The 22,506-nt window shown below is 73.7% G+C and carries 1 protein-coding gene; it reads left to right on the forward strand.

Annotated elements, in window-relative coordinates; translation table 11 throughout:
• Nucleotides 1-443: 443 nt before the first annotated feature.
• Complete coding sequence (locus ACWDUD_RS05105) at nt 444-22,454, forward strand: non-ribosomal peptide synthase/polyketide synthase (protein WP_450108551.1); 22,011 nt, start codon at nt 444-446, stop codon at nt 22,452-22,454.
• The last annotated feature ends 52 nt before the right edge of the window (nt 22,455-22,506 follow it).

Consider the following 22,506-nt stretch of genomic DNA (forward strand, 5'->3'; position numbering starts at 1 on the left):
GCGCGGGCGTGCGTGGGGATTGTCCGGTGCGCCCGAGAATAATGGGGTGGGGGCCGGTCACTCGGGGAATTCGCGTTACATCCAGTTACAGAACAGACAATTCGTATCCGGATATCGTGCGGTGATCGAATCGCTATCGAATAGTGATATCAAACCGCTGACGTGACGGAGAATGCACTCGGTATGTCGGCATCGGATATCGGTTCGGTTTCGGACCCCGGGTGAGCCCCGAATTCCCGTGCCGGTTTTGCGTCCTGCGGTTCGGCAATGGTCTAGCTTGAGGAGCGTCCACGCCGGATTTCCGCCTTGACACGATCACCGGCACGCGGACGATCGAAACGAGAGAGAGCAACACCACCGTCGATTCGACGAGGTCGGACCTGCCATTGGTCGGGGGACGAGCAGGCCCGTACCGGAATCGCTTTCTTGAGGGGAGATTTCTGTTGCGAGACGCTCAGCAGACGCCGTCGGAAGCCTTCCCCCTATCTTCCGCGCAACGCTCCATCTGGTTCGCTCAGCAACTGGAACCCGACGTCCCGATCTGCATCGCCCAATACGTCGATCTGCACGGCGACCTCGACATCGATCTGCTGCGGCGTGCCGGCCGCACCGCCGGCGCCGAATTCCAGTCCGCCTTCCTGCGGGTGATCGACGTCGACGGCGAACCCCACCAGTTCGTCGACCCCGCCTTGGAACACCAGGACATCCCGGTGCTCGACTTCCGCGACGAACCCGATCCGCTCGCCGCGGCCCGGACCTGGATGGACGCCGACTACGCCACCCCGGTGGATCTGGCCCGCGACACGCTCGTGAACATGACCATCCTGCAGGTCGCCGACCGGCACTACCTGTGGTACAGCAGGATTCACCATGTCGCCCTCGACGGCTACGCGGCCATGACGGTGGTCAACCGCATCGCCGAGTTGTACACCGCGGCGTTCGAAGGCCGCGATCCCGAACCCGCCCGCGCCGCGGACCTGCGCACCCTCTACGACTGGGACCGCGACTACCGCGAGTCCAGCCGCTTCGTCGCCGACCGCGACTACTGGGTGGGCCGGGTCGCCGGCATGGACGCCGGCACCACCCTGGCCCGGCGCACCGGACCGGTCGCGGCGCACAGCACCCTGACCGGCACCGCGCTGCCCGAGGAGCTGGTGCGGGATCTGACCGCCACCGAAACCAGCACCGTGTCCTCCTCCAGCGCGGTGCTGGTCGCCGCGTTCGCCACCTACCTGACCCGTCTGACGGGCCACGACGACGTGGTCGTCAACCTGCCGGTGTCGGCGCGCACCACCGCGCTGGTGCGGCGGTCCGGCGGCATGCTCGTCAATACGGTGCCGTTGCACATCCGCGTCGACCCCGACGACACCCGCGAAGCCCTCGTCGGCCGGGTGCAGCTCGAGCTGACCGGGGCGCTGCGGCACCAGCGGTGCAGCCTCGAGGACGTGCGCCGCGAAACCGGGGCGGCGGGGGACAGCAGCCGGTACGCCGGGCCGCAGATCAACATCATGCTGTTCGACCAGCGGATCCAGCTCGGCCCGCTGCGCGGCGACTTCCACATCATGACCTCCGGTCCCGTCGAGGACCTGCTGGTGAACATCTACCAGTCCGGCACTCCGGCCCGCACGTTCGTCGATTTCCGCGGCAACCCGAACCGGTACGACGAGGACGAGCTGCGGATCCACCACGAGCGGTTCGTGGCGCTGCTCGACGAATTCGTGCGGGCCGCCGCCGACACCGCGGTGGACCGGATCCACCCGGAGTCCGCCGCGATCGGCCGGCGGGTCCGCCGCGCCGCCGCCACCGCCGCGTTCTGGGAACGCACCCTCGCCGGCGCCCCGGAACGGCTGGAACTGCCCGCGTTGCGGCGCCGTCCCGCGCAGCGCTCGAGCACCGCCGAACTCGACGTGACGATCCCCGCCGACCTGCCCGCCCTCACCGACCTCGCCGGGGGCGGCGCGCACCTGCCCCGGGTGTTGCACGCCGCGCTGGCGGTGCTCGTCGCCCGCCTGACCGGCAGCGAGGACACCGTCGTCGGGATGCCTTCCGGCGCCACGGTGCTGCCGCTGCGGATCCCGGTCTTCGGCGCCGAGTCGTTCGGCACCGTCCTCGCCCGGGTGCACGACGTCGTCGCCGGCGCCCTCGCTCACGCCGACGTGAGCGCGGAAACCCTGGAGCGGGCCGCCGATCTCGTGCTGCCGGTGGTGCTGAGCGTCGACGACCCCGACCCCGCCATCAACACCACCGCCACCGACGCCGCGCCCGGCCGTCCGCCGGCCCCGGTCGACGTCGCGTTGCACGTCACCCCCGGCGACACCGAACTGCGGGTGCACTGCACCTACGCCGACGAGGTGTTCGACGCCGCCGCGATCCGCGAACTCGTCGACCGCTGGGCCCGGATCCTCGCCGCCGTCACCACCGACCCGGAGGTCCCGGTCGGGGACATCGACTTCGTCGCACCCGCCGACCTGGCCGGACTCGTCCCGGCGCGGGGACGACCGACGATGTCGCCGCAGCTGTGGCACGAGCTGCTCTCCTCGGTCGCGGCGATCGTGCCCGACACCGTGGCACTGTCCTGCCTGGACCGCACCGTGACGTACCGCGAACTCGACGAATGGTCCAACCGTGCCGCCCGGGTCCTCGTCGACGCCGGTCTGGGCCCGGAGAAGTTCGTGGCGCTGGGCATCGCCCGCTCCATCGAGTCGGTCGCCGCGATCTGGGCGGTCGCCAAGTCCGGCGCGGCGTTCGTGCCCGTCGACCCCTCCTACCCGCGCGACCGCGTCGAGCACATGCTCACCGACTCCGGTGCCGTGCTCGGGCTGACCACGGCCCGGCATCACGGAACCCTGCCCGACACGGTGCCGTGGCTGGTGCTCGACGGCCCCGACTTCAAGGAGCGGGTGGACGCGGCGTCCCCGCTGCCGCTGACCGACCTCGATCGCCGCGCGGACCTGCACGTCGACCATCCCGCCTACCTGATCTACACCTCCGGTTCCACCGGCCGCCCGAAGGGTGTCGTCGTCCCGCACCGGGGCCTGTCGAACCTGGCCGCGTCGCTGCACAACCGGCTGGCGCCGCTGCCGACCGCCAGGGTGTCGCACTTCTCGTCGCCGAGCTTCGACGCGTCGATCTTCGAGTACATGACCGCGTTCGGTGTCGGCGCGACCCTCGTGATCGTGCCCGACACCGTCTACGGTGGCGACGAGCTCGCGCGGATCTGGCGCGAGCAGGGCGTCACCCACGCGTTCGCGACCCCGGCCGCGCTGGCCTCGGTCGACCCCGCCCAGGTCGACCTGGAGGTCGTGATCGTCGCCGGGGAGGCGTGCCCCCCGGAGCTGGCGGCCCGCTGGGCGCCCCGCTGCCGCATGTACAACGGGTACGGGCCGACCGAGACGACGGTGGTCGTGAACATCGCCGCGCTGCGAGCGGGCAATCCGATCACCCTCGGCACCCCGGTGTGCGGAGTCAACGAGGTCCTGCTCGATCAACGGTTGCACCCGTTGCCTCCCGTGCTCGCCGGCGAGCTGTACATCGGGGGACCCGACGTCACCCGCGGCTACCACAACCAGCCGGGGCTGACCGCCACCCGGTTCGTCGCCGACCCCTACGGCCCCCCGGGCTCCCGCATGTACCGCACCGGCGACGTGGTGCGCTGGCGTTCCAACGGTGAGCGGGCGAACGCCGAGTACCTGGGCCGCTCCGACTTCCAGGTCAAGATCCGCGGGTTCCGCATCGAACTCGGCGAGATCGACGCGGTGCTCACCGACCACGAGGACGTCGCGTTCGCGGTCACCCTGGGCCGCACCGCACCGTCCGGCGACACCCTGCTCGCCTCCTATGTGCTGCCCGAGACCGGGCACACCGTCGACGTCGCCGCGCTGCTCGCGCACGTCGGCCGCCGGCTGCCGGGGTACATGGTGCCCGCCGCGGTTACCGTGCTCGACCGGATCCCGCTGACCCCCGTCGGCAAGCTCGACCGCCGCGCGCTGCCCGACCCGGTGTTCACGTCCGCGACCGAGTTCACCGCCCCCACCACCGACATCGAACGCACCGTCGCCGAGGTGTTCACCGACCAGCTCGGCCTCGACCGGGTCGGGATCGACGACAGCTTCTTCGATCTGGGCGGCAACTCGCTGATCGCCACCCGGGTGCTGGCCCGCATCAACGCCGCGCTCGGCACCGACCTGGGGGTGCGCGCGCTGTTCGAGTCGCCCACGGTCCGGGCCCTGTCCGCGGCCCTGCACGCCGCCGGCGCCGTGGACCGGCCGCCGCTGGTCGCCGGGCCCCGCCCGGACCCGGTGCCGGTGTCCGCGGCGCAGCAGCGCCTGTGGTTCGTCAACCAGCTCGACACCGCGTCGGCGGCCTACAACATCCCGATGGCGATCCGGCTGACCGGCCGGCTCGACGTCGAGGCGCTGTCGGCCGCGGTCCGCGACGTGGTGACCCGCCACGAGGCGCTGCGCACGGTGTTTCCCGCCACCGCCGACGGCCCGGTCCAGCGGGTGCTGTCCCCGGACACCGTGCCCGCCCTCGACCCGGTCCCGGTCCCCGCCGACCGCCTCGACGACGCCCTCGCCGCCTGCGCGGCCACCGGATTCGACGTCGCCACCGACCTGCCGCTGCGGGTCACGCTGTTCGAACTCGGCGACGACGAGCACGTCCTGGCGGTGATCGCCCACCACATCGCCGCCGACGGTGCGTCCCTGGCGCCGCTGGCCCGCGACGTGATGACCGCCTACCTGGCCCGCAGCAGCGGCAGCGCCCCCGCGTGGGAACCGCTGCCGGTGCAGTACGCCGACTTCGCGCTGTGGCAGCGCGGCTGGCTCGGCGACCCCGCCGATCCCGAGTCGGTCGCCGGCCGCCAGCTCGCGTTCTGGCGCGACCGCCTCGCCGGCGCCCCCGAACTGTTGTCCCTGCCCACCGACCGGCCGCGGCCGCCGCAGCAGTCCTTCCGCGGCGACACCGTCCGGTTCGACATCGCCCCGGAGCTGTACCGGCGCATCGGGGCGATCGCGCAGGCCCACGCCGCGACCCCGTTCATGACGGTGCACGCCGCGCTGGCGGCGCTGCTCGCGCGGCTGTCCGGCAGCGACGACATCAGCATCGGCAGCCCGGTCTCCGGCCGCGGCGACCGCGCCCTCGACGAGCTGGTCGGCATGTTCGTCGGCACCGTCGTGCTGCGCACCCCGGTGTCCGGCGGGCGCTCCTTCGCCGAGCACCTGCAGGCGGTCCGCGCGATCGATCTCGACAGCTTCGAGCACACCGACGTGCCGTTCGAACTGGTCGTCGACACCGTCGCCGCCGGCCGCTCCGCCGCCTACTCGCCGCTGTTCCAGGTGATGCTCGCCTTCCAGAACAACGAGGCCGCCCACCTCGAGCTGCCCGGGCTGACCGTCGACGCCGGCGAGATCGCCACCGACACCACCAAATTCGACCTGCACCTGCTGCTGTCCGAGGTGCCCGGCGACGACGGCGGCCCGGTCGCGCTCAGCGGGGCGCTGTCCTACGCCACCGACCTGTTCGACCGCGCCACCGCCGCCGCGTTCGCGGACCGGTTCGTGCGGCTGCTCACCGCCGCCGTCGACACCCCCGACGTCCCGATCGGCGACCTGGATCTGCTCACCCCCACCGAACGCACCCGGATCCTCGCCGAGTGGAACGCCACCGACGTCCCCCGCGTCGACGGCACCCTCGTCGACCTGTTCGACGCGCAGGTCCGGCGCAGCCCCGACGCCCCGGCCGTGGTGTTCGGCGACACCACCCTCGGCTATGCCGAGTTCGACGCCCGCGCCAACCGCCTCGCCCGCCACCTCATCGGCCTCGGCGTCGGCCCCGGCACCATCGTGGCGCTGGCCATGCACCGCTCGATCGACCTGCTCGTCGGCATGTACGCCGCCGGCAAGACCGGCGCCGCGCACCTGCCGCTCGACCCCGACCATCCCGCCGACCGGCTCGGCTACGTGCTGGCCGACGCGGCCCCGGCCTGCGTGCTGACCACCACCGCCGACCACGCCGACCTGCCCGCCGGCTCCGCCGTCGTGTATCTGGACCGGCTCGACACCGGCGGCTACCCGGACACCCCGGTCACCGACGCCGAACGCACCGCGCCGCTGCGCCCCGACGACCTCGCCTACGTCCTGTACACCTCCGGTTCGACCGGCCGCCCCAAGGGCGTGGCGGTCTCCCACGCCGCCATCGTCAACCGGCTGCGCTGGATGCAGCACGCCTACCCGCTGACCGCCGACGACACCGTGCTGCAGAAGACCCCCGCCACCTTCGACGTGTCGGTGTGGGAGTTCTTCTGGCCCCTGCAGACCGGGGCGCGGCTGGTCGTCGCCGCCCCCGACGGACACCGCGACCCCGCCTACCTGACCCGGCTGATCGAGGACACCGGCGTCACCGTCGTGCACTTCGTGCCGTCGATGCTCGCGGTGTTCGTCGAGGCCATCGACCCGCACCGCTGCCGCTCGCTGCGGCTGGTGTTCTGCAGCGGCGAGGCGCTGCCCGCCGACACCGCCCGCGCCGCCCGCGCCGCGCTGCCCACCACGGCGCTGCACAACCTGTACGGGCCCACCGAGGCGGCCGTCGACGTCACCGCCTGGCAGGTCACCGACGCCGACACCGGCGACGTGCCCATCGGCACCCCGGTGTGGAACACCCGCGTGCACGTGCTGGACGCGCGGCTGCAGCCGGTGCCGGTCGGCGGCGTCGGCGAACTGTATCTGTCCGGCATCCAGCTGGCCCGCGGCTATCCGTTCCGCCCCGATCTGACCGCCGACCGGTTCGTCGCGAACCCCTACGGCACCGGCGAACGCATGTACCGCACCGGCGATCTGGTGTCCTGGCGCGCCGACGGGGCGCTGCGCTATCTCGGCCGCAGCGACTTCCAGGTCAAACTCCGCGGCCAGCGCATCGAACTCGGCGAGATCGAACACGCGCTGCGCGCCCACGAGCACGTCGCGCAGGCCGCGGTGCTCGTGCACCACGGCGCCGACGACCGGCTCGTCGGCTACGTCGTGCCCGCCGCCGGCGGCTCCGTCGACCCCGCCGCGGTGCTCACGTTCGCCGCCGGGCGCCTGCCCGACTACATGGTGCCCGCCCAGCTCACGGTGCTGGACCGGATGCCGGTGGGCCCCACCGGGAAACTGGACCGGCGCGCCCTGCCCGCCCCGGAACCGGTCACCCCCGCCGACCACACCGCCCCGCGCAGCACCGTCGAGGAACTGCTCGCCTCGATCTTCGCGGACCTGCTCGGCGTCGACCGGGTCGGGGTGCACGACAACTTCCTCGATCTCGGCGGCAATTCGCTGCTCGCGATGCGCCTGGCCGCGCGGATCTCCGCGGCACTTGGCACCGACATCGGGGTGCGCGACCTGTTCGACAGCCCCACCGTCGCGGCGCTGGCCGCCCGCCTCGAACTCGGCGACGACACCGCGCTGCGCCCGACCCGGCCGCCGCTGCAGCCGGTGGAACTGCCGGAGAGGATCCCGCTGTCCCCGGCGCAGCAGCGCATGTGGTTCATCAACCAGTTCGACACCGCCTCCCCGGCCTACAACATCGCCGTCGCGCTGCGGCTGACCGGCACCCTCGACGTGGCCGCGCTGCGGCACGCGCTCGCCGACGTGGCGCTGCGCCACGATTCGCTGCGCACCCGCTACCCGCTCACCGACGACGGGCCGACCCAGGTGGTGGTGCCGGCGACCGCGGCGCTGCCCGAGCTGACCGTCGCCGCCGTCACCGACCCGACCGACCCGATCCCCGACATCACCGCCGTGGTGTCCGCCGGTTTCGACGTGGCCGCCGAGGTCCCGGTGCGGCTGCGGCTGCTCACCGTCGACGAGCACGAACACATCCTGGTGCTCGTGGTGCACCACATCGCCGCGGACGGGTTCTCGATGCTGCCGCTGACCCGCGACGTCATCGCCGCCTACACGGCCCGCAGCGTCGGCGAGGCCCCGCAGTGGACGCCGCTGCCGGTGCAGTATCCCGACTACACGATGTGGCAGCACGCGGTGCTCGGCGACGACACCGACCCCGACTCGACCGCCGGGCGGCAGCTGGCGTTCTGGCGCGACACCCTCGACGAGGTACCCGAACTGCTGGAACTGCCGCTGGATCGGCCGCGGCCGGTGCAGCAGAGCCAGCGCGGCGCCCGCATCCCGTTCACCGTCGACGCCGACACCCACCGCGCGCTGACCACCCTGGCCCGCACCCACGACGCGTCGCTGTTCATGGTGGTGCACGCGGCGCTGTCGGTGCTGCTGGCGCGGCTGTCGTCGTCCACCGACATCGTGGTCGGCACGCCGGTGGCCGGCCGCGGCGACCGCGCCCTCGACGACATGGTCGGCATGTTCGTCAACACCGTGGTGCTGCGCACCGGCGTCGACGACCGGGAGTCGTTCACCGCGTTGCTCGAGCGGGTGCGCACCACCGACCTGTCCGCGTTCACGCACGCCGACATCCCGTTCGAGCGGCTCGTGGAGGTGCTCGATCCGCCCCGCTCGACCGCCTACTCGCCGCTGTTCCAGGTGCTGCTCGAGTTCCAGGACATCGAACGCCCCGAGGTGACCCTGCCCGGCCTGACCGCCACGGTGCTCGACCTCGAACCGGCCCTGTCGCACTTCGATCTGCAGCTGGCGATCGCCGAATCCACCGACGAGCACGGGCCGGCCGGGCTGCGGGCGGCGTTCACCTACGCCACCGACCTGTTCGATCCGGACACCGTCGTCTCCTTCGCCGACCGGTTCCGGCGGATCCTCACCGCGATCGTCACCGCCCCGGACCGGCCGGTCGGCGACATCGAGATCGTCACCCCCACCGAGCTGGCGACCCTCGCCCCGGCGCGGGGCCTGCCGCCGGTGTCCCCGCAGCTGTGGCCGGAACTGCTGTCCTCGGTCGCCGCGATCGTCCCGGAGTCGGTGGCGTTGTCCTTCGAGGGCCGCACCGTCACCTACGGCGAACTCGACGCCTGGTCCAACCGCGTCGCGCGGGTGCTGATCGACGCCGGCGCCGGCCCGGAAACATTTGTCGCCCTGGGTATCTCCCGGTCCATCGAGTCGGTCGCCGCGGTGTGGGCGGTCACCAAGTCCGGGGCCGCGTTCGTGCCCGTCGACCCGACCTATCCGGCCGAGCGGATCGGCTACATGCTCACCGACTGCCGCGCCACCATCGGGTTGACCACCGCCGCGCACCGCGCCGCGCTGCCGGAGACGGTGCCGTGGCTGGTGCTCGACGACCCGCAGGTCCGCGCCCGCCTGGCCACCGTCTCCGCGGACCCGGTCACCGACGCCGACCGCCGCACCCCGCTGCACTTCGACCACCCCGCCTACCTGATCTACACCTCCGGCTCCACCGGCCGACCCAAGGGCGTCGTCGTCGCGCACCGCGGCCTGACCAACCTCAACGCCGAAGTGCGGCAACACTTCTCCATCACGCACGGGGCGCGGGTGTCGCATCTGGCCTCGCCCAGTTTCGACGCGTCGATCTTCGAGCTGACCAAGGCGTTCTGCGCCGGCGCGACGCTGGTGATCGTCCCGCCCACCGTGTACGGCGGCGACGAACTGGCCCGCATCCTGCGCGACGAACACGTCACCCACGCGTTCATCACCCCGACCGCGCTCGCCTCGCTCGACCCGGCCGGGCTCGACCACCTGGACGTGCTCGTCGTCGCGGGGGAGGCGTGCCCACCGGAACTGGTGGCACGCTGGGCCCCGAACCGGCACATGTACAACGGCTACGGGCCGTCCGAGGCGACCATCGAAACCAGCGTCAGCCCCGACATGCACCCCGGGGAAACCGTCACCGTCGGCCGCCCGGCCATCGGCTTCCACGAGGTGATCCTCGACGACCGGCTGCGTCCGGTCCCGGTCGGGGTGGCCGGCGAACTCTACATCGCCGGCCCCGGGGTGGCCCGCGGCTACCACCGCCGCCCGGACCTGACCGCCGCCCGGTTCGTCGCCGACCCCTACGGCCGCCCCGGGGAACGGATGTACCGCACCGGCGACGTGGTGCGCTGGCGCGCCGACGGCACCGTCGAATACCTCGGCCGCACCGACTTCCAGGTCAAGGTCCGCGGCTTCCGCATCGAACTCGGCGAGATCGACGCCGCGCTCGCCGCCCACCCGGACGTGACCTTCGCGGTCACCCTCGGCCACACCGCCCCCTCCGGCGACACCGCGCTGGTGTCCTACGTGCTGCCCGACATCGGCCGCACCGTCGACACCGCCGCCCTGCGCGTCCACGCCGCCGGCCGGCTGCCCGCCCACATGGTGCCCGCCGCGATCGTGGTGCTCGACGAGATCCCGCTGACCCCGGTCGGCAAACTCGACCGGCGCGCCCTACCGATACCGGACCTGACCGTCGGGGGCGGCGACTACCACCCGCCGAGCTCCGAGCTCGAGGCGACCATCGCCGAACTCGTCGCCGAGGTGCTCGGCCACGAGCGGGTCTCCGTCGACGACAGCTTCTTCGACATCGGCGGCAACTCGCTGCTCGCCACCCGGGTGCTGGCCCGCATCAACACCGCGCTCGGCACCGACGCCGGGGTCCGCGCACTGTTCGAGGCCCCGACCGTGCGGGCGCTGGCCGCCCGCATCCTCGACGACCACGGCGGCAGCACCCGCATCCCGCTCACCGCGGGGCAGCGGCCGGAGCAGCTCCCGCTGTCCCCGGCGCAGCAGCGCATGTGGTTCGTCAACCAGTTCGACCCCACCTCCGCGGCCTACAACATTCCCCTCGCCATCCGGCTGACCGGGCGGCTGGACACCGCGGCGCTGACCACCGCCGTGCACGACGTGCTGACCCGCCACGAAAGCCTGCGCACCTGGTATCCGGCCGACGCCGGCGGCCCGGTGCAGCGGATCGCGCCGCCGGAGCGGGCCATGCCGGACCTGCAGCCGATCCCCATCGCCGCGGCCGACCTGCCGGACCGGATCTTCGCCACCATCACCGCCGGTTTCGACGTCGCCACCGAGGTCCCGCTGCGCGCCGCCCTGTTCACCCCCGGCCCGGACGAGCACGTGCTCGTGCTGGTCGTGCACCACATCGCCGCCGACGGCGCCTCCATGGCGCCGCTGGCCCGCGACGTGATGACCGCCTACCTGGCCCGCAGCAGCGGCAGCGCCCCCGCGTGGGAACCGCTGCCGGTGCAGTACGCCGACTACGCCCTGTGGCAGCGGGAGCTGCTCGGCGACCTCGACGACCCGGACTCGCTGGCCGCCCGGCACCTCGAGCACTGGCGCCGCACCCTCGCCGGCGTCCCGGAGGTGCTGGCGCTGCCCACCGACCGGCCGCGGCCCGCGCAGCAGTCCTTCCACGGCGACACCGTGCACTTCACCGTCCCCGCCGAGGTGCACCGCCGCCTGCAGGACCTGGCCGCCCGGCACGGCGCGACCCTGTTCATGACCGTGCACGCCGCCCTGTCGGTGCTGCTCGCCCGCGTCTCCGGCAGCGACGACATCACGATCGGCACCCCCATCGCCGGCCGCGGCCACCGCGCCCTCGACGACCTGGTCGGCATGTTCGTCAACACCCTGGTGCTGCGCACCCCGGTCACCGGCGCCCTGTCCTTCGCCGACCACCTCGAACGCACCCGCGAGGTCGACCTCGCCGCGTTCGGGCACACCGAGCTGCCGTTCGAGAAGCTCGTCGACGCGCTGGCCCCGGCCCGCGCCCTCGACCACACCCCGCTGTTCCAGGTGGTCCTGGAATTCCAGAACAACGAACGCCCCCACCTGGACCTGCCCGGCCTGACCGTCGAGGCCCTCGACGCCGACCCGCACGTCGCCAAGTTCGACCTGCAGCTGACGATCGGGGAGCAACCCACCACCGGGGTCGCCGAACCCGCGGGCCTGGACGCCGCGTTCACCTACGCCACCGCCCTGTTCGACGCCGACACCGTCACCGCGCTGGCGCAGCGGTTCCTGCGGCTGCTCGACGCGGTCACCACCGACCCGACCGTGCCCGTCGGCGACATCGACCTGCTCGAACCCGCCGAACACGAACCGGTCGTGCCCCCCGTCCCCGGCTCCGGGCCGACCCTGATGGGCCTGTTCGACCGGGCCGCCGCCACCACCCCCGACGCGGTCGCCGTCACCGGCGTCGACGGGCAGCTCACCTACCGGCAGCTGTCGAGCCACGTGCACCGGCTGGCCCGCGCGTTCGCCGCGCGCGGCGCCGCGCCGGGCACGCTCGTCGCGGTGGCGCTGCCGCGCACCACCCATCTGGTCGCGGTGCTGCTGGCCGTCCTCGACACCGGCGCCGCGTATCTGCCGGTCGACGTGGCGTATCCGCCGGAGCGGCTGGCGTTCATGTTCGACGACGCCCGGCCGGTGTGCGTGGTCACCACCAACGGATACCGGGAGTCGCTGCCGCGCACCGACATTCCCACGATCCTGCTGGACGACGCGATCATCGCCGCGGAGATCGCGGCGTTGCCGGACACCGCGCTGAGCGAGCGGGAACGCCGCGGCCCGCGCCGCCCCGACCACACCGCCTACGTCATCTACACCTCCGGCTCCACCGGCCGCCCCAAGGGCGTGATGGTGCCGCACCGCACCGTCGTGGCGCTGCTCGACGCCACCGCCCCGCGCTACCGGTTCGACCGGCACGACGTGTGGACGATGTTCCACTCCTACGCGTTCGACTTCTCGGTGTGGGAGATGTGGGGGGCACTGGCCTACGGCGGCCGGCTCGTCGTCGTCGACCACGACACCGCCCGCTCCCCGGACGCGTTCCTGGCGTTGCTGCGCCGCGAACACGTCACCGTGCTCAACCAGACCCCGACCGCGTTCTACCAGCTGGTCGAGGCGGATCGGGCCGCCGCCGACAGCGGCCTGTCGCTGCGCTGGGTGATCTTCGGCGGGGAGGCCCTGGATCTGGCGCAGCTCGAACGCTGGTACCGGCGGCACCCGGACACCGCGCCGACGCTGGTGAACATGTACGGCATCACCGAGACCACGGTGCACGTGACCGCGCTGCCGCTGGACCGGCGGTCCGCGGCCGCCGCCACCGCCAGCGTCATCGGCGACGCCGTGCCGGGGCTGCGGCTGCGCATCCTCGACGCCCGGCTGCATCCGGTGCCCGTCGGCGTGACCGGCGACCTGTACGTCGCCGGGGACCAGCTCGCCCACGGCTACCTGGGCCGCCCGGACCTGACCGCGGCCCGGTTCGTCGCCGACCCGTACGGCGCCCCCGGCACCCGCCTGTACCGCACCGGCGACCTGGCCCGCCGCACCCGCTCCGGCGACGTGGAGTACCTGGGCCGCAGCGACTTCCAGGTGCAGTGGCGCGGCTTCCGCATCGAACTCGGGGAGGTCGAGGCGGCGCTCATGCGGTGCCCGGGCATCGCCCGCGCGGTCGCGGTCGTGCACCACGACGACCGGGCCGGCACCGACACCACCACCGACCGGCTGGTCGGCTACGTGGTCCCGGAAACCGGCGTGGACGTCGACGTCGCGGCGACACTGGCGACGGTCGCGGCGGATCTGGCCGCGTACATGGTGCCCGCGACGCTGGTGGTGCTGGACGCGCTGCCGACCACCGCGACCGGCAAGCTGGATCGCCGCGCGCTGCCGGCCCCGGACTTCGCGGCGCTGTCGACCAGCACCCGCGCCCCGGCCGGGGAGATCGAAACCCGCCTCGTGGAGCTGTTCGCGCAGGTGCTCGGCGTGGACACCGTCGGCGTCGACGATTCGTTCTTCGCGCTCGGCGGCGACAGCATCATGTCGATCCAGCTGGTGTCCCGCGCCCGCGCCGCCGGCCTGGACTTCACCCCCCGCGACGTGTTCGAACACAAGACCCCGGCGGCGCTGGCGGCGGTGACCGCGCTCGGCGCCACCGCCGGCACCGCGCTGCCGGAGCTGCCCGGCGGCGGTCTCGGCGACGTCCCGGCCACCCCGATCGTGCGGTGGCTGCTCGACCGCGGCGGCAACCTGGACCGGTACGCGCAGGCGGCGCTGCTGCGGCTGCCGGCCGGTCTCGACCCGGACACCGTCACCACGGTGCTGCAGGCCGTGCTGGACAAGCACGACATGCTGCGCGCCCGCCTCGTGCCCGCCGTGGACGGCGACCCGGCCGGGGTGACGCTGCAGGTGCGGGCGCCCGGCAGCGTCGACGCCGCCGACCTGGTGCATCGGGTGCCGGTGACCTCCGCCGCCGACAGCGACGACTTCTTCGCGCTCGCCGGCGCCGAACTCGACGCCGCCGCGGACCGGCTCGATCCGGCCGGCGGGGTGCTGGTGCAGGCGGTGTGGTTCGACGCCACCGTCGGCGCCGGGCGGCTGCTGCTGGTGCTGCACCATCTGACCGTCGACGGGGTGTCCTGGCGGATCCTGGTGCCCGACCTGGCCGCGGCCTGGGTGGCGGCGCTGGATCCGGCGGCCCCGCCCCTGGAACCGGCCGCCGGCACCTCGATGCGGCGGTGGGCGCACGCCCTGGTGGAGGAGGCGCAGCGGCCCGAGCGCGTCGCCGAACTCGACTTCTGGCGCGGGGTGCTCGCCGGCGGCGACCCGCTGCTGGGGGAGCGGCCGCTGGATCCGGAACTCGACACCGCCGCGACCGTCACCACGCTGAGCACGGATCTGCCGACGTCGGTGACCGAGGCGCTGCTCACCACGGTGCCGCAGGCCTTCCACGGCACCGTCAACGACGCGCTGCTCACCGCGCTGGCGCTGGCGGTCACCGGGTGGCGGCAGGCCCGCACCGGGCCCGCGCCGGTGCTGGTGTCCGTCGAGGGGCACGGCCGCGACACCGCCGCGGTGCCCGGCGCCGACCTGTCCGGCACCGTCGGCTGGTTCACCACCATCCACCCGGTGCGCCTGGACGTCACCGGCCTGGACCTCGACGACGCGCTGCGCGGCGGGCCGGCCGCCGGCCGCGCCGTCAAGACCGTCAAGGAACAGCTCGCCGCGGTGCCCGGGCAGGGCCTCGGGTTCGGGCTGCTGCGCTACCTGAACCCGGACACCGCGCCCGCCCTGGCCGCGTACCCGGCGCCGCAGCTGAGTTTCAACTACCTGGGCCGGGTCACCGCCGGCGTCGACACCGGCGGCGACGCCCCGTGGCTGCCGGTCACCGGCTTCGATCGTGCCGGGGCGCAGAGCCCGGACATGCCCGCCCCCGCCGTCGTGGACATCAACGCGGTCACCGTCGACACCCCCGACGGCCCGGTGCTGCGCGCCCACTGGTCGTTCCCGGCCGGGCTGCTCGACACCGCGACCGTCACCGCCCTGACCGCGGCGTGGACCCGGGCGGCGACCGCGCTGGCCGATCACGTGCGCGACCCGCACGCCGGCGGGCTGACCCCGTCGGATCTGCCGCTGGTGCGGCTGGACCAGGACACCGTCGAACGGCTCGAGCAGCGCTACGGCCCGCTCGAGACGGTGTGGCCGCCGGCGCCGCTGCAGACCGGGCTGCTGTTCCACGCGCTGCTCGCCGGTCAGGGCGCCGACGCCGCCGCCGACGCGTACATGGTGCAACTGTGCTTCGAGCTGCGCGGCACCGTCGACCCGGACCGGTTGCGCCGCGCCGCCACCCGGCTGCTCGGGCGGCACCCGAATCTGCGGGCCGCGTTCACCGGCGACGGCACCGGCGGGTTCGTGCAGGTGATCCCGGCGCACGTCGAACTGCCGTGGACGGTGCTGGACGTCTCCGGGCACGACGACCCCGACGGCGACGCCGACCGGATCCTCGCCACCGACCGGCGCACCCGCTTCGACACCGCCACCGCGCCGCTGCTGCGCGGCACCGTGATCCGCACCGGCGCCGACCGGTACCGGCTGGCGTTGACGAACCACCACATCCTGCTCGACGGCTGGTCCACCCCGCTGCTGGTGCGGGAGCTGCTGGTGCTGTACGCCACCGACGGCGACACCACCGCACTGGACCGGCCGCACAGCTACGGCGACTACCTCGCCTGGCTCGCCGGCCGCGACGTCGAGGGCTCGCTCGAGGCCTGGACCCGGGCCCTGGCCGGGGTCGAGGACGCGACGCTGCTGGCCCCCGAGCACCGCACCGGCGCCACCGACGCCGTCTCCGAGGACCTGCTCGTCGACCTGACCGCGGACCTGTCGGACCGGCTCGAGACGGTCGCCGCGCGCCGCGGCATCACCCTCAACACCCTGGTGCAGACCGCGTGGGGTCTGGTGCTCGGCGCGTTGACCGGCCGCACCGACGTGGTGTTCGGCGCGACCGTCTCCGGCCGGCCCCCGCAGGTGCCCGGCGTCGAAACGATGGTGGGCCTGTTCATCAACACGGTGCCGGTGCGCATCACCGCGGCGCCGGGCGAGACGATCGGGGCGCTGCTGGACCGGGTGCAGGCCGAGCAGGCCGCCCTGTTCGACCACCACCACGTGCGCCTGAGCACCCTCGAGCAGCGGGTCGGGGCCGCCGCCCGCTTCGACACGCTGACGGTGTTCGAGTCCTACCCGGTCGACTCCGCCGGGCTGACCTCCGACACCGACATCGCCGGGATGCGGGTCGCCGACATCACCGGCCACGACGCGGCGCACTATCCGCTGAGCATCGTCGCGCACAGCGACGCGACGCTGCACCTGAAGATGAAGTACCTGCCGGAACTGTTCGACCGGGACGCGGTCACCACCATCGCGCACCGCATCGAACGGGTCCTCGAGATCCTCGCCGGCGATCCGGACACCCGGGTCGCGGCGGTGCGGGTGCTCACCGCCGCCGAACACGCCGCGCTGGCCCCGGTCCGCGGCCCCGCCGGCGGCACCACCCGCACCCTGCCGGAGTTGTTCGCCGCGACCGCGGCCGCGCACCCGGACGCGATCGCGGTCACCGCCGGGGACCGGCAGCTGACCTACCGGGACCTCGACGAATGGTCCACCCGCGCCGCGCGGGTGCTGCTCGATCACGGGGTGGGCCCGGAAACGTTCGTGGCCCTGGGCATCGCCCGGTCCCTCGAGTCGGTGGCCGCGATGTGGGCGATCACCAAGACGGGCGCGGCGTTCGTGCCGGTCGACCCGAACTATCCGCCGGAGCGCATCGCGTTCGTGCTCGACGACTGCGGCGCCACCGTCGGGGTGACCACCACAGCGCACCGCGACCGGCTGCCCGAGGCGGTGCCGTGGCTGATGCTCGACGATCCCGCGCTCGCCGCGCGGATCGCCACCGCCCCCGCCGACCCGGTCACCGACGCCGACCGGCCGGCGACGCTGCGGCTCGACCATCCCGCCTACCTGATCTACACCTCCGGCTCCACCGGCCGACCCAAGGGCGTGGTGACCAGCCACCGCAGCCTGGAGAACTTCGCGATCGACCAGCGGCGCCGCTTCGCGACCGGCCCGGGGTCGCGGGTCATGCACTTCTCGTCGCCGAGTTTCGACGCGTCGATCTTCGAGTACCTGGGCGCGTTCGGGTCCGGCGCCACCCTGGTGGTGGTGCCCCCGACCGTGTACGGCGGCGACGAACTGGCCCGGGTGCTGCGCGAGCAGCAGGTCACCCACGGGTTCATCACCCCGGCGGCGCTGGCGTCGCTGCGGCCCGCCGACATCCCCGACTTCGTCGATCTCGCCGTCGGCGGCGAGGCCTGGCAGCCCGAGCTGCGCGACGCGTGGGCGCCGGGCCGGCGGCTGGTCAACGCGTACGGGCCGACCGAGACGACGATCATGGCGGCGATCAGCGACCCGATGAGCGTCGACGGCCCCCTCACCCTCGGCGGCCCGCTGCCCGGGGTGCACGCGGTGATCCTCGACCGGGCGCTGCGCCCGGTGCCGGTCGGGGTGCCCGGCGAGCTGTACCTGGCCGGGTGGGGCCTGGCCCGTGGCTATCACGCCCGCCCGGACCTGACCGCCGCCCGGTTCGTCGCCGACCCCTACGGGCAGCCGGGTGAGCGGATGTACCGCACCGGCGACATCGCCCGCTGGACCGAGGCGCGGGAACTCGAGTACGTGGGCCGCTCCGACTTCCAGGTGAAGGTCCGCGGGTTCCGCATCGAACTCGGCGAGATCGACGCGGCGCTGACCGCCCACCCGGATGTGTCCTTCGCGGTGACCCTCGGGCACACCGCCGCGTCCGGCGACACCGTCCTGGTCGCGTACGTGCTGCCCGAACCCGGCCGCACCGTCGACGCCGACACCCTGAAAACCCACGTGGGCGAGCTGCTTCCCGCGCACATGGTGCCCGCCGGTGTGGTCGCCCTCGACGAGCTGCCGCTGACCCCGGTCGGCAAGCTCGACCGCCGCGCCCTGCCGGTGCCGGACCTGACCGCGACCGACGGCTCCTACCAGGCGCCGGCCACCGACCTGGAGACGATCGTCGCCGCGGAACTGGCCGCGGTGCTCGGCACCGACCGGATCTCGGTGACCGACAGCTTCTTCGACATCGGCGGCAACTCGCTGATCGCGACCCGCGCGGTCGCGCGCCTCGGCGCCACCCTCGGCACCGACATCCCGGTGCGCGCCCTGTTCGAGAACCCGACCGTGCGGGCCCTGGCCGCGCACCTGGCCGACATCGGCGCCGCCCCGGCCGCCGGGGCGCTGGTGCCGCAGCCGCGCCCGGGCCGCATCCCGCTGTCCCCGGCGCAGCAGCGCATGTGGTTCATCAACCAGTTCGACACCGCCTCGGCGGCCTACAACATTCCGCTCGGGATCCGGCTGAGCGGGCACCTGTCGGTCGCCGCGCTCGGGGCGGCGTTGCACGACGTGCTCGGCCGGCACGAGAGCCTGCGCACCGTCTACCCGGCCGGGCCGCACGGCCCGAGCCAGCGCATCCTCGCCGCCGACGACGTGCCGCTGAACCTGGACGTGGTCACCACCGACGAACAGGACGCGCTGGACCGGATCCGCGAGTTCGTCGCCACCGGCTTCGACGTCACCGTCGACGTGCCGCTGCGGGCCCGGCTGTTCGCCGTCGGCCGCGACGAGCACATCGCGGTGCTGGTGGTCCACCACATCGCCGCCGACGGGGCGTCCGCCGAGCCGCTGGCCCGCGACCTGATCACCGCCTACCATGCCCGCACCCGCGGGGAGCGGCCCGCGTGGCAGCCGCTGCCGGTGCAGTACGCCGACTACGCGCTGTGGCAGAACGAGCGGCTCGGCGACGCCGGCGATCCCACCTCCCGCGCCGCCGCGCAGCTCGCGCACTGGCGCCGTGCCTTGGCGGGCCTGCCGGACGTGCTGACCCTGCCCACCGACCGGCCGCGCCCGCCGCAGCAGTCCTTCCGCGGCGACATCGTCCGGTTCCACATCGACGCCGAGCTGCAGGCGCGGCTGCAGCGGCTCGCCGCCGGCCGCGACACCACCTTGTTCATGGCGGTGCACGCCGCCCTGTCGGTGCTGCTGGCGCGGCTGTCCGGCAGCGACGACATCGCCGTCGGCACCCCGATCGCCGGCCGCGGCGACCGGGCCCTCGACGATCTGGTCGGCATGTTCGTCAACACCCTGGTGCTGCGCACCCGGGTGCCCGGCCGGCTCGGGTTCGCGGAGCTGCTCGGCCGGGTCACCGCCGCCGACCTGGACGCGTTCGCGCACGCGGACGTGCCGTTCGAACGGGTCGTGGAGGAAGTGGACCCGGTCCGCTCGACCGCGCACTCGCCGCTGTTCCAGGTGTCCATCGAGTTCCAGAACAACGCCCGCCCCAGCCTGGAACTGCCGCACCTGACCGTCACCGGGCTGCAGCTGGATCCGACGGTGTGCAACTTCGACCTGGAACTGCTGCTCGCCGAAACCGACACCGGCGGACTGGATGCGGCGTTCGTGTACGCCACCGACCTGTTCGACGCCTCCACCGTCGCCGGGTTCGCGGACCGGTTCGTGCGGCTGCTCGACGCGCTCACCACCGACCCGGACCGGCCCGTCGGCGACATCGACCTGGTCACCGCCGACGAGACCCGCGCGTTGGTGCCGGCGTACGGCCCGGCCGGGGTGGGCACCGGGCTGTGGACCGAGCTGCTGGATGCGGCCGTGGCCGCCGCCCCGGATTCGGTCGCGGTCGTCGACGGGGACCGCACCGTCACCTACCGCGACCTCGACGCCGCCGCGAACCGGCTGGCGCGAATGCTGCTCGACCGCGGCGCCGGACCCGACCGGGTCGTCGCGCTCGCGTTGACCCGCTCGATCGAGTCGGTCACCGCGGTGTGGGCGGTCATCCGCTCGGGGGCCGCGTTCGTGCCGGTGGATCCGGCCTATCCGACCGACCGGATCGCCTACATGCTCGACGACAGCGCGGCCCGGCTCGGGATCACCACCGCCGCGCACCGCGGCACGCTGCCGCGCGGCGTCGGGTGGATCGTGCTCGACGATCCGGACACCGCCGGCGAGCTCGCGGCCCGGCCCGCCGCGGCCGTCACCGACCGTGACCGGCCGGCGACGCTGCGCCCGGACCACCCGGCCTATCTCATCTACACCTCCGGCTCCACCGGCCGCCCGAAGGGGGTGACCGTCACCCACCGGGGCCTGGCGGACCTGGCCGCCGAGGAACGCGAGCACCTGCAGGTCGACCCGGCCGGCCGGGTCTCGCACCTGGCGTCGCCGAGCTTCGACGCGTCGGTGTTCGAGCAGATGATGGCGCTGTCGGCGGCCGCGACCCTGGTGATCGTCCCGCCGGAGGTGTACGGCGGGGAGGACCTGGCCGCGGTGCTCGACACCCACCGGGTCACGCACAGTTTCATCACCCCGACCGCGCTGGCGTCGCTGGATCCGGCCGCGGTGCCGGCGCTGCGGGTGCTGCTGGTCGCCGGGGAGGCCTGCCCGCCGGAGCTGGTGGCCCGCTGGGCGCCGGGCCGGCGCGTCATCGACGCCTACGGGCCGACGGAAGCGACGATCATGACCTCGCTGAGTGCGCCGCTGGCCGCCGGGGACCCGGTCACCATCGGCCGGCCCACCCGCGGGTTCCGGGCGCTGGTGCTCGACGCGCGGCTGCGGCCGGTGCCGGTCGGGGTGGCCGGGGAACTGTACGTGGCCGGGCCGGGCCTGGCCCGCGGCTACCACGCCCGCCCGGATCTGACCGCGGCCCGGTTCGTCGCCGACCCGCACGTGCCGGGGCAGCGGATGTACCGCACCGGCGACATCGTCCGCTGGACGCACGAGCGGGACCTCGAGTACGTGGGCCGCTCCGACTTCCAGGTCAAGGTGCGCGGGTTCCGCATCGAACTCGGCGAGATCGACGCCGCGCTCGGCAGCCACGAGCAGGTGGTCTTCGCGCACACCGTCGGGCACACCGCCCCGTCCGGGCAGACCGTGCTCGTCTCCTACGTGCGCTGCGCCCCGGACAGTGCACCCGACCCCGCCGAACTTAAAGCCCATGTGGCGCAGCAGCTTCCGTTGCACATGGTGCCGACGGCGGTGATCGTGCTCGACGAGATCCCGCTCACCCCGGCCGGCAAACTCGACCGCCGGGCGCTGCCGGCCCCGGACTTCGGGACCTTCACCGGCCGCTACCGGGCCCCGGAGAACGAGCTCGAACGCATCGTCGCCGAGGTCTTCGCCGAGCACCTCGGCCTGGAGCGGGTGTCGGTCGACGACGGGTTCTTCGACCTGGGCGGCACCTCGCTGCTGGCCACCCGCATGCTGCCGGCGCTCGGGGAACGCCTGGGCCGGCGGGTGCCGCTGCAGGCGATCTTCGTGCACCCGACCGCGGCGGACCTGGCCGCGCACCTGACCGAACCGGGCGAACCGGCGACCGTCGACGACGCGCTGCGGGTGCTGGTGCAGCTGCGCGAGGGCACCGGCCCGGCGCTGTTCTGCGTGCATCCGGCGGCCGGCCTGTCCTGGGCCTACGCCCCGCTCGCGCAGCGCCTGGACGGGCACCGGCCGGTGTACGGGCTGCAGCTGCCGACGCTGAGCGGGGAGGGACGCACCGACACCATCCGGGCGCTCGCCCACCGGTACGTGCAGGAGATCCGGCGGGTACAGCCGCACGGGCCGTACCACCTGCTGGGCTGGTCCCTCGGCGGGGTCATCGCGCACGCCGTCGCGGTGGAACTGCGCCGCGCCGGGGAGGTCGTCGACACCCTCGCGCTGCTCGACAGCCACCTCGCGACCCCCGGCGGCGCCCCGGCGGTCGGGGTCAAGGACATGCTCCGCGACCTCGGTGTGTCGGTCAACGGCGGCCCCGAACCGAGCTTCGAGCGGGCCGCGGCGATCCTCGACGAGTCGCTCGGCGGCAGCACCGGCCTGACCGCCGCGCATCTCGAGCGCATCCACTCCGGATCGACCGAGGCGTCCCGCGCGGCCCGGCGGCATTCCCCGGACACCTTCGACGGGGACGTACTGTTCTTCACCGCGAGCCGGTCGGCGGCGTCGATCCCCGCGGTCGCCGCCTGGCACAACGTGGTCTCCGGGGAGATCCACCAGTACCGCCTCGACTGCGAGCACCACGAGATGGTCTCGCCGCGGGCGGTGGAGACGATCGTCGCGGTGCTCGCGGCCCGGCTCGAGGAGAGCGACAGCGCGTTCCGGCACTGGGGTCGCGGCGAGGTCGGCACCCCGCGGCGCTGACGCGGGGCGCCGACGCGCCGGTGTGCCTTTGTGGCGGTGGGAGCCGCCATTT

The sequence above is a fragment of the Rhodococcus sp. NPDC003382 genome (genome assembly GCF_053589135.1).